Here is a 14,244-nt window from a genome sequence, read left to right as displayed (position 1 = left end):
CAGATCCATGGCTGACCTTCCTTCCCACGCCCGCGTGGTCATCATCGGTGGCGGCGCGGTCGGCGTCTCGTCGCTCTACCATCTGGCGAAGGCCGGCTGGACCGACTGCGTGCTCCTGGAGAAGAACGAGCTCACCTCCGGCTCCACCTGGCATGCCGCCGGCAACGTGCCGACCTTCTCCTCCTCCTGGTCGGTCATGAACATGCAGCGCTATTCGGCCGGGCTCTATCGCGGGCTGGCCGACGCCGTCGGCTATCCGATGAACTACCACGTCACCGGCTCGGTGCGCCTCGCCCACGGCATGGAGCGCATGCGCGAGTTCCAGCGCGCCAAGGGCATGGGCCGCTATCAGGGCATGGCGCTCGAGGTGATCGGCCCCGACGAGATCCGGCAGCACTATCCCTTCATCGAGACGCACGACCTCGAAGGCGCGCTCTACGATCCGGCGGACGGCGACATCGATCCCGCCCAGCTCACCCAGGCGCTCGCCAAGGGCGCCCGCGACATGGGCGCGACCATCGTCCGATTCTGCCCGGTCGACGGCGTCCGCCGCGAAAAGGACGAATGGGTGATCTCGACCGGCCAGGGCGAGATCCGCTGCGAGATCGTCGTCAACGCCGCCGGCTACCGCGCCGCCGAAGTGGGCCGGATGTTCGGCCGCGACATCCCGATGATGGTGATGAGCCACCAGTACATCCTGTTCGACGAGATCCCCGAACTCGCCGCCTGGACGAAGGAGGTCGGCCACAAGCTGCCGCTGCTGCGCGACGTCGACAGCTCCTATTATCTCCGCCAGGAGAAGGGCGGCATGAATCTCGGCCCCTACGAGCGCAACTGCCGCGCCCACTGGGCCACGCCCGACGATCCGATGCCGGGCGATTTCTCCTTCCAGCTGTTCCCGGACGATCTCGACCGGCTGGAATGGTACCTGAACGATGCCGTCGCCCGCGTGCCGATCCTCGGCACCGCGGGCCTCTCCAAGGTCATCAACGGCCCGATCCCCTACGCGCCTGACGGCAATCCGCTGATCGGGCCCATGCCGGGCGTGCCGAATGCCTTCGAAGCCTGCGTCTTCACCTTCGGCATCGCGCAGGCCGGCGGCGCCGGCAAGGTGCTCGCCGAATGGGTCACCGAAGGCGCCACGGAATGGGACATGTGGTCCTGCGACCCCCGCCGCTTCACCGGCTTCGCCGCAGCGCCCGACTATGCGGTGGCCAAGGGGCTGGAGGTCTACGGCCACGAATATGCCATCCACTTCCCGCGCCATGCCTGGCCGGCCGCGCGCGGCCGCAAGCTCTCGCCGATCCACGACCGGATCGCCGCGCTCGGAGCGCAGTTCGGCGCCTACAACGGCTGGGAGCGCGCCACCTGGTATGCCGAGGCGGGCGACGACACGTCCGAGGAAGCGACCCAGACCTTCCGCCGCGACGGCCCCTGGCAGACGCGCATCCGCGCGGAATGCCTCGCCGTCCGCGACGCCGCCGGCATCCTCGACCTGCCCGGCTTCTCGCGCTTCCGCCTGCAGGGGCCGGGCGCGGGCGACTGGCTGGCGACGCAGATCACCGGCGCGGTGCCGAAGCCCGGCCGCATCGGGCTCGCCTATTTCGCCGACGACAAGGGCCGCATCGTCACCGAAATGTCGGTGATGGCGCTCGCCGAAGACTTCTTCTTCCTCATCACCGCGGCCGTCGCGCAGAGCCACGACTTCGAGTGGCTGGCGAAGAACCTGCCGCGAGAGACTGAAATCGGACTCCAGGACGTCACCGACGCCTTTTCCTGCCAGATCCTCACCGGGCCGAAGTCGCGGGCAATCCTGGCCGACGTGTCCGACGCCGACCTTTCAAGACCCTGGCTCACGCACCAGTCCTGCCAGATCGCCGGCCGCTGGCTCCAGCTGGTCCGCGTCTCCTTCGCCGGCGAACTCGGCTGGGAGCTGCACACCAAGGTCGAGGACACCGCCGCCGTCTTCGATGCGGTCTGGGCGGCCGGCCAGGAGCACGGGCTGAAGCCCTTCGGCATGTTCGCGCTGGATTCGCTGCGCCTCGAAAAGGGCTACCGCGCCTGGAAGCAGGAACTGTCGACCGACTACACGGTGCTCCAGGGCGGGCTGGAGCGTTTCGTCAGATGGGACAAACCCGATTTCCGCGGCAAGGCCGCGCTCTTGTCCGAGAAGCAGCGCGGCACGACCAAGCGCTTCGTGGCGCTCACCATCGACCAGCCCGGCGAGTGCGACGCGCCCTATATGTCGACGCTCTGGCACGACGGCGCGATCGTCGGCGAGACCCTGTCGGGCGGCTGGGGGCACCGGGTGGACAAGTCGATCGCGCTCGGCATGCTGCGCACGGATCTGGCCGTGCCGGGGACGGCGGTCGAGGTCGAGATCTTCGGCGAACGGTTTTCCGCGACGGTGCAGGAGGACGGGCCGCTGTGGGACGCGGGGAACGAGAGGCTGAGGGGGTGACAATCTTGGCAACACCTCAGGCGTTCGTGCTCTACGACACCCCCCTCTGTCCTGCCGGACATCTCCCCCTCAGGGGGGGAGATCGGCAGTTTCGATTGCAGCGCCAGTCTTCCAACTTCGGCGATTGGCCGGGGCGACGGCGACAGCCGATCTCCCCCCTTGAGGGGGAGATGCCCGGCAGGGCAGAGGGGGGTGTCGTAGAGCGCGACCGTCCCAACCAACCCGCCAACCAGGCACCGCACGGAGCAACCCGCCCATGACCCCCATCATCCTCACCGACGGCGGCATGGGCCAGGAACTCCTGCGCCGCTCCGGCGCCACGCCCACCCCATTGTGGTCGGCCAAGGTGCTGATGGACGAGCCCGATCTAGTGCGCGACCTGCATGCCGACTTCATCCGCGCCGGCGCCCGCGTCATCACCGTCAACACCTATGCCGCGACGCCCGAGCGGCTGGCGCGCGAGGGTGTGGGCGAGATGTTCCTCCCGCTGCAGCAGGCCGGCCTCGACCTCGCAGAGCAGGCCCGCGACGCCGTCGGCGCCGATTGCGCCATCGCCGGCTGCCTGCCGCCGCTGTTCGGCTCCTATGCGCCGAAGCTCACCATCTCCTTCGAGGAGACCGTCGACCTCTACCGCCGCATCGTCGCGGCGGAGGCAGCCCGGGTCGACCTGTTCCTGTGCGAAACCATGGCCTCGGCGCAGGAAGGCCTCGCCGCCGCCACCGCCGCCGCCGAGAGCGGCAAGCCGGTCTGGATCTCCTGGACGCTGTCCGACGACGGCGCGCCTTCGCTGCGCAGCGGCGAGACGATCGCAGAGGCGGCCGCGGCCGTCGCGCATCTCCCCATCGCCGCCCGCCTCGTCAACTGCTCGCGGCCCGAAACGGTCGATGCCGCCTTCGGCGATCTCGCGTCCCTCGGCGGGGTCGTCGGCGCCTATGCCAACGGCTTCACCGCCGTGCATGCCCTGAAGCATGGTGGCACGGTGGATGTGCTCTCGGCCCGGGAGGATCTCGGTCCCGAGTCCTATGCCGGCTTCGCCATGGGCTGGGTGAAACGCGGCGCCGGCATCGTCGGCGGCTGCTGCGAGGTCGGCCCCGAGCACATCGCGCGGCTGCGCGACCGGCTGATCGAGGCCGGCCACGCCATCGGAGGATTCCATGCCTAGGCATTCGGCCCGCATCGGCGGCATCACCCCGTCCGGCAAGGACGGCTGGGAGGTGCATTTCGCGGCCATGGCGCGCAAGCAGGCCGGCGAGGACATCATGATGCTGTCGGTCGGCGACCACGACTTCGACACGCCCAGGGAGACCGTCGAGGCCTGCAAGGCGGCGCTGGACGCCGGCTTCCACCACTACACCCAGCTCCCCGGCCTGCCCGCGCTCCGGACGGCCATGGCCAGGATCTCGACCCGCTGCACCGGCGTCGCGACCACGGCCGCAGAGGTCATCGCCACGCCCGGCGGCCAGCTCGCGCTCTACGCCGCCGTTCAGGGCACGCTCGATCCCGGCGACCACGCCATCGTGGTGGCGCCCTATTACGCCACCTATCCCGGCACCTTCCGCGCCGCGGGCGCCGCCTTCACCATCGTCGAGGCGAAGGCCGAGAACGGCTTCCAGCCGCTCGCAGCCGACATCGAGGCGGCGCTGCGCGACGACACGAAGGCCATCCTGATCAACACGCCCAACAACCCGACCGGCGCCGTCTATTCGCGCGCCACGCTGGAAGGCATCGCCGATCTCTGCCGCCGCCGCGACCTCTGGCTGATCTCCGACGAGGTCTACTGGTCGCTGCCGGCCGACGGCGGCCATCTGTCGCCACGTTCGCTTCCCGGCATGGCCGGGCGCACGCTGGTGGTGAACTCGATGTCGAAGAGCCACGGCATGACCGGCTGGCGCATCGGCTGGCTCACCGGCCCGGCCGACATGATCGCGCTGCTGGTCAACCTGAACCTCGTCTCCACCTACGGCCTCAACGATTTCGCCAGCCGCGCGGCGATCGAGGCGCTGGAGAACGACTGGGGCGTGGCCGAGATCGCCGCGCTCTACCACCGCCGCCGCGAGGCCTTCCTCGACCATGTGCGCGGGCTGAACGGCATCCGCGTGCGCGGCTCGGAGGGCGGCATGTACGTGATGCTCGACGTCTCCGCCATCGAGCCCGACTGCGAGGCCTTCGCCTGGGCCTTCCTCGAGGCCGAGAAGGTCGCCGTCATGCCGGGCTCGAGCTTCGGCGAAGCAGCGCGGGGCCACATCCGCATCAGCCTCTGCCAGCCCGAGCCCGTGCTCGCCGACGCCGCCGCCCGCCTCCGCCGCTTCGCCGCCGCGCATGGCGGCGGGCAGCGGCAGGCATGAGCGCTTTTGTGTTTCCGCCGCTGCCGCGCCGGGACCCCGACCGAAGCCTGCGCCTGGGAACCCCCACCCTTACCCTCCCCACAAGGGGGAGGGGGTCGCCGGCGTTTCGCTTTTCCGGTCCAATCCTAGCCCCGCAGCCGAACGTCACACCCCCCTTTCGCCTTTCCCGAGGTGACAGGCACCGACGTCGCACATCCCCCTCCCCCTCGTGGGGAGGGTAAGGGTGGGGGTTCCCCGCGCCGACCGCGCGAACCCAGGTGCCGCCCCCCCCCCGACGAACCCAGACACTGAAGCCACCCAGCCCGCAACACCCTCACCAGGAGCCCGCCGCATGACCGCCCTTCCGCCCAAGGCCCGCGCCGTGATCATCGGCGGCGGCGTGTCCGGATGTTCCGTCGCCTATCATCTGGCGAAGCTGGGCTGGACCGACATCGTGCTCTTGGAACGCAAGCAGCTCACCAGCGGCACCACCTGGCACGCCGCCGGCCTCGTCGGCCAGCTGCGCGGCTCGCGCAACATGACGCGGCTCGCCAAATATTCCGCCGACCTCTACGCCAGGCTCGAGGCCGAGACCGGCGTCGCCACCGGCATGCGGCAGGTCGGTTCGATCACCGTCGCGCTCACCGCCGAGCGGAAGGAGGAAATCTACCGCCAGGCCTCGCTGGCGCGCGCCTTCGACGTCGACGTGCGCGAGATTACGCCGGCCGAGGTGAAGCAGATGTATCCGCATCTCAACGTGTCGGACGTGATGGCCGCCGTTCACCTGCCGCTCGACGGCCAGTGCGATCCCGCCAACATCGCGATGGCGCTGGCGAAAGGCGCGCGGATGCGCGGCGCCGTGATCGCCGAGGGCGTCAAGGTCACCGCCGTCCACGAGACCGGCCGCCGCGTCACCGGCGTCTCCTGGGAGAAGGACGGCGAGACCGGCACGATCGCGGCCGACGTGGTGATCAACTGCGCCGGCATGTGGGCGCGCGACCTCGCCTCGAAAAACGGCGTCGCCGTCCCCCTGCATGCCTGCGAGCATTTCTACCTGATCACCGAGCCGATCCCCGGCCTCACCCGCCTGCCCGTGCTGCGCGTCCCCGACGAATGCGCCTACTACAAGGAGGACGCCGGCAAGATGATGCTCGGCGCCTTCGAGCCGGTGGCAAAACCCTGGGGCATGGACGGCATCCCCGAAAGCTTCTGCTTCGACCAGCTGCCGGAGGACATGGACCATTTCGCACCGATCCTCGAAATGGGCGTCGACCGCATGCCGATGCTGGAGACGGCCGGCATCCACACCTTCTTCAACGGCCCCGAGAGTTTTACACCGGACGACCGCTACTATCTCGGCGAGGCGCCCGAACTCGCCGGCTACTGGGTCGCGGCCGGCTACAATTCGATCGGCATCGTCTCGTCGGGCGGCGCCGGCATGGCGCTGGCGCAGTGGATTCACGACGGCGAGCCGCCCTTCGATCTCTGGGAGGTTGACATCCGCCGCGCCCAGCCGTTCCAGAAGAACCGGCGCTACCTCAAGGAACGCGTCACCGAGACGCTCGGCCTGCTCTATGCCGACCATTTTCCCTACCGCCAGATGGCGTCCGCCCGCGGCGTGCGCCGCTCGCCGCTGTACGAGCACCTGAAGGCGCGCGGCGCCGTCTTCGGCGAGGTGGCCGGCTGGGAGCGCGCCAACTGGTTCGCCCGGCCCGGCCAGGAGCGCGACTACCGCTATTCCTGGAAGCGGCAGAACTGGTTCGACAACCAGCGCGACGAGCACATGGCCGTCCGCACCGGCGTCGGCCTGTTCGACATGACCTCCTTCGGCAAGATCCGCGTCGAGGGCCGCGACGCGCTCAGCGTCCTGCAGAAACTGTGCGCCAACGACGTCGACGTGCCCGCCGGCCGCATCGTCTACACCCAGATGCTGAACGCCCGCGGCGGCATCGAGAGCGATCTCACCGTCGCGCGCCTGACCGAGACCGCCTTCCTGGCTGTCGTGCCCGGCGCCACCCTGCAGCGCGACCTCGCCTGGATCCGCCGCCATGTCGGCGAGGCCTTCTGCATCGTCACCGACGTCACGGCCGCCGAAAGCGTGCTCTGCGTCATGGGTCCGAAGGCGCGCGACCTCATGCGCCGAGTCAGCCCGAACGATTTCTCCAACGATGCGAATCCCTTCGGGACGTTTCGTGAAGTCGAGGTCGGCATGGGGCTCGCCCGCGCCCACCGCGTCACCTATGTCGGCGAGCTCGGCTGGGAGCTCTACATCCCGACCGACCAGACCGCCCACGTCTTCGAGGCGCTGGAGGAGGCCGGAGCCGACGTCGGCCTGAAACTCTGCGGCCTGCACACGCTCGATTCCTGCCGCATCGAAAAAGCCTTCCGCCATTTCGGCCACGACATCACCGACGAGGACCACGTGCTGGAGGCCGGCCTCGGCTTCGCGGTCCGCACTTCGAAGGGCGACTTCATCGGCCGCGACGCGGTGCTGAAGAAACGCGAGGCCGGCCTCGACCGCCGCCTCGTCCAGTTCCGCCTGACCGACCCCGAGCCGCTCCTCTTCCACAACGAGGCGATCGTGCGCGACGGCGCCATCGTCGGCACCATCACCTCGGGCAATTACGGCCACGCCCTCGGCGCCGCCATCGGCCTCGGCTACGTGCCCTGCGCGGGCGAGAGCGAGGCCGAGGTGCTGTCCTCGACCTACGCGATCGAGATCGCCGGCGTGCGCCACGCGGCCGAAGCCTCGCTGAAGCCGATGTACGATCCGAAGGCCGAGCGTGTGCGGATGTAGGGGGTACGAAATGCGGGCGCCGGAAATACGGGGACAGTTTACTTAATTCGGCCCGACGCCTGCATTCCAGATGAGTGGAAAGTACTCCGAATTAAGTAAACTGTCCCGTATTTCGCCCTGCCCGCGCCTACAGATGCGCCTTGAACCAGTCGCGCTGGGCGGCCGACGAGATCGCGAAGGGCTTGCCCGTATAGGCCTCGAAATGGCCGCCCGGGAGCACGACGAGCTTCTTCGGCTCCAGCGCCTCCTCGTAGGCGCGCGCGGTCATGTCGAAGGGCGTCAGATGGTCGCCAGCCGCCACCACGATCATCAGCGGCGTCGGCGCGATGCGGGCGACGTAGGTGGCCGGCTCGTATTCGGTGAACATCTCGATCGAGTGCAGCGTCACCTCGTTCTTCCACGCCGTCTCGTGCTCGGCGGCGAAGCGTGTGAAGAAATCGTAGGTGTCGGCCGTCGGCAGCGCGCAGGGCTGGCCCTCGGGTGCCGTCACCGGCATCAGCGCGCCCGGCTCGCCGCGGGCGCGGGCGGCGCGGTCGCCGTCGAAGGCGGCGCGCAGGCCGGCCCAGTGGTCGCCGCGGATCAGCCGGCGGGCGCTCTCGAAGCCCCAGGTCAGCGGCACCTGCGAGACGACGCATTTCACCCGCCGGTCGATCGCGGCCACCACCAGCACGTGGCCGCCGGCATAGCTCGAGCCCCAGACACCGATGCGGCCGGCATCCACCTCGGGTAGGGTCTGCGCATAGGTGATGGCGTCGCGGTAGCCGTTGATCTGCGCCCACGGGTCGACGTGCTGGCGCGGCGTGCCGTCGGAGGCGCCGAAATTGCGGTGATCGTAGACGATGACGTTCATCCCCGCCGCCGAAAACACCTCAGCGAAGTCGCCGAGGAAGATCTCGCGCGTGGCGGTGAAGCCATGCGCCATGATCACCGTCGGCGCGTGGCCTTCCACGCCCTGCGCGCGGAAGAACCAGCCGCGCAGGATCACGCCGTCCTCGGTGTTGAACTCGATGTCGTGTCGCATGCCCTTTTCCTCCCGGATGCATTGTCCACGGTTGCATCTTCCGCCGCGCGCGCGGCCGATGCTTGTCCTGCAGGGAAGCGGCTTGTTCGACAGCGAAGCGCGGCTGCGATAAAGTCGGTCGCGGATGCAACACGCGCCGCGGGAGGAGCGATGCAGTCTGGCAACTGGACATCCGGCGTCCTGCCGGCGTCGCTGCGCGGGCAGGCGACGCGGGCGATGCTGAGTTCCGTCCACTTGCCCTGGTCGCTCGACCTGCCCGACCGAGCCGCGCACGACTGCGCGCTCGCCTGGCACGATCTCGGCGGCTGCGCGCTGATCGAATGCCGCAGCGCGCCGCTGTCGGGCCATCGCGATGGGGACGACATCCGCCGCACCGAGGGCGACCATGTCGGCATGCTGCTCGTCCTGTCCGGGGAGGAACATGTCCGCCAGGGCGAGACGGCGACGCGGCTGACGCCCGGCGACATGCTGTTGTGGGACGGCGGGCAGCCGATCCGCTTCGAGGTCGCGCGGCCGCTGCACAAGGTGACGCTCCTCATCCCGCGCGAGCGGCTCGGCCGGGCGGCGGGGCAGCGCGGCGCAGTGCGTCTGGAGAGCCGCAGCGGGCTCGGCGCGCTCGCCGCCGGCCATCTCGCCGCCCTGACGAAGATCGCCGCCGACATCCCGCCCGGGCACGCGCCGCTCGCCGCCGACATCGTGGTGGACCTGCTCGGCCGGCTGGTCGAGCCCGGCCCGGCGCCCGCGCATGCCGGCGACCTCCTGCCGCGCCTTCTCTCGCATGTCGAGGCCCATCTCGACGATCACGGGCTGACGCCGTCGCGCACCGCCGAACGGTTCGGCGTGTCGGTGCGCTATCTGCACATGCTGTTTTCCGCCACGGGCACGACGTTCTCGGCGCATGTCCGCGCCCGCAGGCTCGCTGCGATGCGCCGCGATCTCGCCGATCCGCGGCTCGCCGCCCGTTCGGTCACCGAGATCGCCTTCGCCCGGGGCTTCGCCGACGCGGCCCATGCCAGCCGCGCATTCTCGGCCGCCTACGGCCTGTCGCCCAGCCGCTGGCGCGCCCTGCGCCGCCAGTCCTAGCCGCGCGCCACCGCCGCCACGTGGCGGGCGAAATCGGGCGTGGCCATCAGCGCCTTGCAGCGCTCGAAGCGGTTGACGGAATAGGCCCAGAAGTCGTCGGCGGGGTTGCCGTTGGCGTGCTGGATCAGGCCCCAGAGCGTCCACAGCAGATCGCACATGGCCTTGTAGATGACGATGCGGCCGCGTTCGGCCGCCGACGGCTCGGCCCCGAACCAGGCCCGGATCATCTCGTCTTCCTGCGCCGCGTCGAAGCCCGCCTCGACGGCGAGGTCGCCGAGGTCCCACATCGGGTCGTTCATGCCCGAATATTCCCAGTCGACGATCCACATGCGGTCGCCGGCATCGAGAAAGTTCTCGCAGAGCGGGTCGCAGTGGCAGGGCGCGAGCGGCAGCGGGTGGGCGGCGAGAGCCGCGCGGACCGTTTCGGCCTCGCGGACCACGTCGTGGTAGCCGTCGGGCAGCGTGACGTCCTTGGTCGCAAGGATCGTCAGATAGCCGTCGATCATCGAAAACAGTTCGAAGCGGAACGGGAACGCGGCACCCGACTCATGCAGCCGGCGGAAGGCCTCGCCCGCCCGCGCCGGGGCGCCCGGGCGGGAGCGGAACGCCTCCGGCGACATCGTCGCCGCGCCGTTGAGGAAGCGCGTCACCATCACGCCGGTCGAGTCGTCGAAGAAGAGTACCTCGGGGCTGACGCCGGCCTTCGCCGCCTCGGCGGCCGCCACCTTCTCGTTCTTGCGGTCGATGTATTCCTCGGTCCCCTTGCCCGGGATGCGCAGGCAGAGGCTCCCAGCCCGGTAAACCCGGTTGGTCAGGCCGCCAAGGCGCTGCAGGGGGGCGTCGATGCCTGCGAAGGCAGGGATCGACGCCAGTATGCCGCGCGCCTCGTCGAGTTCCGCCGTCTGGTCCGCCACGCCCGATCTCCCCTTTTCATGTCCGGTATCGTGCACCCACGGTTCCACAGAATGGCCCGTTCGGCTAGGGTGTCGGGACGCGGAAATCGAGACGAGGGACGAGGCATGGCAGGCAACGAACATGGCGGCGCGCTGGGCGCGGTCTATGCGGCGAAGCGGCCGGAGGAGGTCGCGGCGCTCTACGACGGCTGGGCCGACAGCTACGACCGCGAAATGGCGCAGGCCGGCTATCGCCACCCGGCGATCTGCCTGGCGCTGCTCGCCCGCCACCTGCCGCGCGGGGCCGGACCGCTCCTCGACGCGGGCGCCGGCACCGGGCTCGTCGGCGAGTGGCTGGGCATCGTCGGCTATCGCCATGTCGAGGCGCTCGACCTGTCGGAAGGCATGCTGGCCGTGGCCGCGCGCAAGAACGTCTATGCGGCGCTGCACCGGCTGGCGCTCGGCGGCCCCCTGCCCTTCGCCGACGGCCATTTCGCCGGCATCGTCTCGGCCGGCGTCTTCACCACCGGCCATGTCGGGCCGGAAGGCCTCGACGAACTGGTGCGCATCTGCCGGCCCGGCGGCGTCATCGTGCTGACGGTCAAGGACACGCTCTGGGACGGCTTTTCCACCCACGTCGCCGGCTTCGTGGCGGCCGGCAAGGTCGCGGTCGCGGAAGAGACCGAATCCTACGTCTCGATGCCCGGCGAGGAAGGCACGATCCCCAGCCGCGGGCTGGTGCTGAAGCGGATCTGAGGCATCGGGTTGCGGTGCGCGATCGCAAGCGGTCGGCCTCGCCGTCCGGTTCTAGGCTGCTTCGGTCGCGGGAACGCCCGGATGGACGGCGGCGACGACCGCGTCGGCCGACCAGTCGACGAAAGTCGGATCGCTGCGCAGGGCATCGAGCGTTCGCGGACGGGGTGCTCCGCCGGGCCAGTCTTCGAGCGCGAAGGCCAGTACCACGGACGCTTCGCCCAGCGCGTCGTCCAATGTATCGGCGACCGTCGTGACGCCGAGCAGATCGGGAAAGGACACCCCGTATCCGCTGTCCGAATCCTTGTGAATCAGGGCGATGTAGTGCGATGCCATCCGATCAGTCCTTCGGCCGTCTCGCCGTCTCGTCGATCGACTGCACCGAGGGTGCCTTGGTCACATAGCATTGGCAAGAATTCGACGCCCGATCCGTCCGGGATCGGATGATGGAGCGATCGAAGAAAGGTCTCTACCCCTTCACCCGCGCGGCCTCCGGATCATACAGCGGCCCCATGTGCAGCGACGCCTTCACGCGCTCCTTCGCCACCACCAGTTCGTAGCGCCCCGCGGCCAGCCACTCGTCGCTCACCCCCTGGGAGCGGCGGACGTAGCCGAGGCCGATCGGTTTCCCGATCGTGTAGCCATAGCCGCCGCTCGACAGGTAGCCGCCGAAGTCACCGTCGCGCAGGATGGTCTCACGGCCGAGCAGCACAACCGAAGGGTCATCGACGGTGAAGGTCATCAGCCGCTTCTTCAGCGGCGCGGCAGCGACCTTCGCCACCGCCTCGCGGCCGACGAAATCGAGATTGGACTTAAGCTTCACCGCCCAGCCCAGCCCGGCCTCGAAGGGCGTGTCGTTGGGCGTGATGTCGGAGCCCCAGGCGCGGTAGCCCTTTTCCAGCCGCAGCGATTCCAGCGCGCGGTAGCCGACGGGCGCGATGCCGAAGGGTGCGCCGGCCTCCATCAGCGCATCGAAGACCGCGCCGAGGCCGGCGAGCGGCGCGTGCAGTTCCCAGCCGAGCTCGCCGACATAGGTCACGCGCAAGGCCCGCACCGGCTGGCCGGCGATGTCGATCACCCGCACGTGGCCGAAGGGGAAGGCGGCGTTGGAAACGTCGGCGCCGGTCACCTTCTCCAGCACGTCGCGGGCCCGCGGTCCCATCAGCGACAGCGTGCCGTAGTCCTCCGTCACGTCGATCAGCGCGACGTCGCCACCCGCCGGCAGATGGTCGGCGATCCAGCCGCCGTCATGGGTCCGGAAGCCGGTACCGGTGACGATGTAGAACAGGTCGTCCGCGAGCCGCGCGACCGTCAGGTCGCATTCGATGCCGCCGCGCGAGTTGAGCATCTGCGTATAGGTGAGCCGGCCCGGCTCCCGCGCGACGCGGTTGGAGCAGATCGCCTCGAGCGCCGCCGCCGCATCGCTGCCCCTCAGTTCGAATTTGGCAAAGGAGGACTGGTCGAAGACGCCGACGGCCTCTCGCACCAGCCGGTGCTCCTCGCCCACGGGGGCGAACCAGTTCTGCCGGCCCATGGAGTAGACGTCCTTCGGCTCCACGCCGTCCGGCGCGAACCAGTTCGGCCGCTCCCAGCCGAGCTTGGAGCCGAAGACGGCACGACGGGCCTTCAGCCGGTCGTAGAGCGGCGAGACGAGGCGCGGCCGGCCGCTGTCGTACTCCTCGTGCGGGAAGGCTACTGTGTAGTGCTTGCCATAGGCTTCGAGCGTGCGGTCGCAGACCCACCGGCGGTCGCGGTGCAGGTCGGAGAAGCGGTTGATGTCGACGACCCAGAGGTCGAGCGGTGCCTCGCCGCGCGCCACCCAGGCCGCCAATGCCCAGCCCGCCCCGCCGCCCGACGCGATGCCGAAGGCGTTGAAGCCCGCGCCGACATACATGTTCGAACATTCCGGCGCGCGGCCGAGGATGAAGTTGCCGTCGGGGGTGAAGCTCTCCGGGCCGTTGATCATCTGCTTGACGCCGGCCTCGGCGAGTGCCGGGATGCGGGCGACGGCCTGTTCCATGTGCTGCTCGAAATGCTCCCAGTCGTCGGGGAAGAGCTGAAACTGGAAATCGTCGGGCACGTCGCCCAATGTCCAGGCCTGCGGATTCGGCTCGTAGCCGCCCATGACGACGCCGCCGACCTCCTCCTTGAAATAGGTCCGCCGGTCGGGATCGCGGATGGTCGGCGCGTCGGACGACAGGCCCTCGATCCGCTCGGTGATGACGTATTGATGCTTGACCGGCTGCAGCGGCACCTCGATCCCCGCCAGGGCGCCGATCTGGCGCGCCCACTGGCCGCCGCAATTGACCACCTTGTCGCATTCGACGACGCCCTGCGTCGTATGCACCGCCGTGATGCGGCCGTCGTCGATGTCGAAACCGGTGACGCGGACGCCCTCGACGATCCTTGCCCCGTGCATGCGAGCGCCCTTGGCGAGCGACTGGGCGATGTCGGAGGGGCTCGCCTGGCCGTCGGTCGGCAGCCAGCTCGCGCCGACGAGGTCCGACACCTCCATCAGCGGCCACATGCGCTTCACTTCCTCGGGTGAGACGAGGTGCATCTCCATGCCGAAGCTCTGCGCGGTGGTGGCGAGCCGCCGGAACTCCGTCCAGCGGTCCTGGCTGGTGGCGAGCCTCAGGCAGCCGGTCATCTTCCAGCCGGTCTCCAGCCCGGTCTCGGCGGCGAGCTGCTTGTAGAGGTCGACGGAGTATTTCAGCAGCTGGGTGATCGATGCGGAGGAGCGCAGCTGGCCGACCAGCCCGGCCGCGTGCCATGTCGAGCCGGAGGTGAGCTTGCCCTGCTCGATCAGGAGCACGTCGGCCTTGTGGTCGCGCGCCAGATGATAGGCCGTCGAGCATCCGATGATGCCGCCGCCGATGACGACGATCTCCGCGTGGCTGGGAAGCGCCATG

General features: G+C 69.5%; 10 protein-coding genes. 6 read left to right on the top strand and 4 right to left on the bottom strand.

Features of this window, described 5'->3' with window-relative positions; genetic code table 11:
* Nucleotides 1–7: 7 nt before the first annotated feature.
* The 4 genes from IAI54_RS04980 to IAI54_RS04965 all read left to right on the top strand — a co-directional run bounded on the left by IAI54_RS04980 (nucleotide 8) and on the right by IAI54_RS04965 (nucleotide 7,582).
* Nucleotides 8–2,461: a GcvT family protein gene (locus IAI54_RS04980; RefSeq protein WP_187971300.1), complete on the top strand. Its 2,454-nt coding sequence runs from the start codon at nucleotides 8–10 to the stop codon at nucleotides 2,459–2,461.
* Between the two features lie 256 nt (nucleotides 2,462–2,717).
* A complete protein-coding gene (locus IAI54_RS04975; RefSeq protein ID WP_187971299.1) occupies nucleotides 2,718–3,623 on the top strand; it encodes a homocysteine S-methyltransferase family protein in 906 nt (301 codons plus the stop codon).
* Complete coding sequence (locus IAI54_RS04970) at nucleotides 3,616–4,806, top strand: pyridoxal phosphate-dependent aminotransferase (RefSeq protein ID WP_187971298.1); 1,191 nt, start codon at nucleotides 3,616–3,618, stop codon at nucleotides 4,804–4,806. Before IAI54_RS04975 ends, IAI54_RS04970 begins: the two co-directional genes overlap by 8 nt.
* A gap of 331 nt (nucleotides 4,807–5,137) precedes the next feature.
* Entirely contained in the window at nucleotides 5,138–7,582 is a 2,445-nt protein-coding gene (locus IAI54_RS04965; RefSeq protein ID WP_187971297.1) for a GcvT family protein, read from the top strand.
* Between the two features lie 127 nt (nucleotides 7,583–7,709).
* Here the strand turns inward: IAI54_RS04965 and IAI54_RS04960 are convergent, their stop codons facing one another.
* Nucleotides 7,710–8,603, bottom strand: coding sequence for an alpha/beta hydrolase (locus IAI54_RS04960; RefSeq protein WP_187971296.1), 894 nt, complete (start codon nucleotides 8,601–8,603; stop codon nucleotides 7,710–7,712).
* Between the two features lie 150 nt (nucleotides 8,604–8,753).
* Between IAI54_RS04960 and IAI54_RS04955 the strand changes: the two genes are divergently transcribed.
* The gene (locus tag IAI54_RS04955) at nucleotides 8,754–9,686 is read left to right on the top strand and encodes an AraC-like ligand-binding domain-containing protein (protein WP_187971295.1); all 933 of its coding nucleotides are present in this window, start codon (nucleotides 8,754–8,756) and stop codon (nucleotides 9,684–9,686) included.
* Here the strand turns inward: IAI54_RS04955 and IAI54_RS04950 are convergent.
* Nucleotides 9,683–10,600 carry a choline kinase family protein gene (locus IAI54_RS04950; protein ID WP_235679255.1) on the bottom strand — a complete coding sequence of 306 codons (918 nt, stop codon included), beginning with the start codon at nucleotides 10,598–10,600 and terminating at the stop codon, nucleotides 9,683–9,685. The two genes, IAI54_RS04955 and IAI54_RS04950, sit on opposite strands and share 4 nt — an antisense overlap.
* 105 nt (nucleotides 10,601–10,705) lie before the next feature.
* Here IAI54_RS04950 and IAI54_RS04945 point away from each other — a divergent pair, with 105 nt between their 5' ends.
* The gene (locus IAI54_RS04945; protein ID WP_187971293.1) at nucleotides 10,706–11,335 is read left to right on the top strand and encodes a class I SAM-dependent DNA methyltransferase; all 630 of its coding nucleotides are present in this window, start codon (nucleotides 10,706–10,708) and stop codon (nucleotides 11,333–11,335) included.
* 51 nt (nucleotides 11,336–11,386) lie between these two features.
* Here the strand turns inward: IAI54_RS04945 and IAI54_RS04940 are convergent, their stop codons facing one another.
* On the bottom strand, nucleotides 11,387–11,668 hold the full coding sequence (locus IAI54_RS04940; RefSeq protein ID WP_187971292.1) for a type II toxin-antitoxin system HicB family antitoxin: 282 nt from the start codon (nucleotides 11,666–11,668) through the stop codon (nucleotides 11,387–11,389).
* A gap of 133 nt (nucleotides 11,669–11,801) precedes the next feature.
* Nucleotides 11,802–14,243, bottom strand: a complete 2,442-nt coding sequence (locus tag IAI54_RS04935; RefSeq protein WP_187971291.1) for a GcvT family protein — start codon at nucleotides 14,241–14,243, stop codon at nucleotides 11,802–11,804.
* Between the last annotated feature and the right edge of the window lies 1 nt (nucleotide 14,244).

It is taken from the genome of Aquibium microcysteis (assembly GCF_014495845.1).
Taxonomy (GTDB): domain Bacteria; phylum Pseudomonadota; class Alphaproteobacteria; order Rhizobiales; family Rhizobiaceae; genus Aquibium; species Aquibium microcysteis.
Note: the sequence above shows the minus strand (reverse complement) of the source record. Positions and strands in the feature narration are given on the sequence as shown.

What these genes read in the sequence shown, in the direction of transcription:
- IAI54_RS04940 (WP_187971292.1), bottom strand. Translation starts at nt 11,668, where the DNA reads ATGGCATCGCACTACATCGCCCTGATTCACAAGGATTCGGACAGCGGA.
- IAI54_RS04945 (WP_187971293.1), top strand. Translation starts at nt 10,706, where the DNA reads ATGGCAGGCAACGAACATGGCGGCGCGCTGGGCGCGGTCTATGCGGCG.
- IAI54_RS04935 (WP_187971291.1), bottom strand. Translation starts at nt 14,243, where the DNA reads ATGGCGCTTCCCAGCCACGCGGAGATCGTCGTCATCGGCGGCGGCATC.
- IAI54_RS04955 (WP_187971295.1), top strand. Translation starts at nt 8,754, where the DNA reads ATGCAGTCTGGCAACTGGACATCCGGCGTCCTGCCGGCGTCGCTGCGC.
- IAI54_RS04980 (WP_187971300.1), top strand. Translation starts at nt 8, where the DNA reads ATGGCTGACCTTCCTTCCCACGCCCGCGTGGTCATCATCGGTGGCGGC.
- IAI54_RS04965 (WP_187971297.1), top strand. Translation starts at nt 5,138, where the DNA reads ATGACCGCCCTTCCGCCCAAGGCCCGCGCCGTGATCATCGGCGGCGGC.
- IAI54_RS04960 (WP_187971296.1), bottom strand. Translation starts at nt 8,603, where the DNA reads ATGCGACACGACATCGAGTTCAACACCGAGGACGGCGTGATCCTGCGC.
- IAI54_RS04975 (WP_187971299.1), top strand. Translation starts at nt 2,718, where the DNA reads ATGACCCCCATCATCCTCACCGACGGCGGCATGGGCCAGGAACTCCTG.
- IAI54_RS04970 (WP_187971298.1), top strand. Translation starts at nt 3,616, where the DNA reads ATGCCTAGGCATTCGGCCCGCATCGGCGGCATCACCCCGTCCGGCAAG.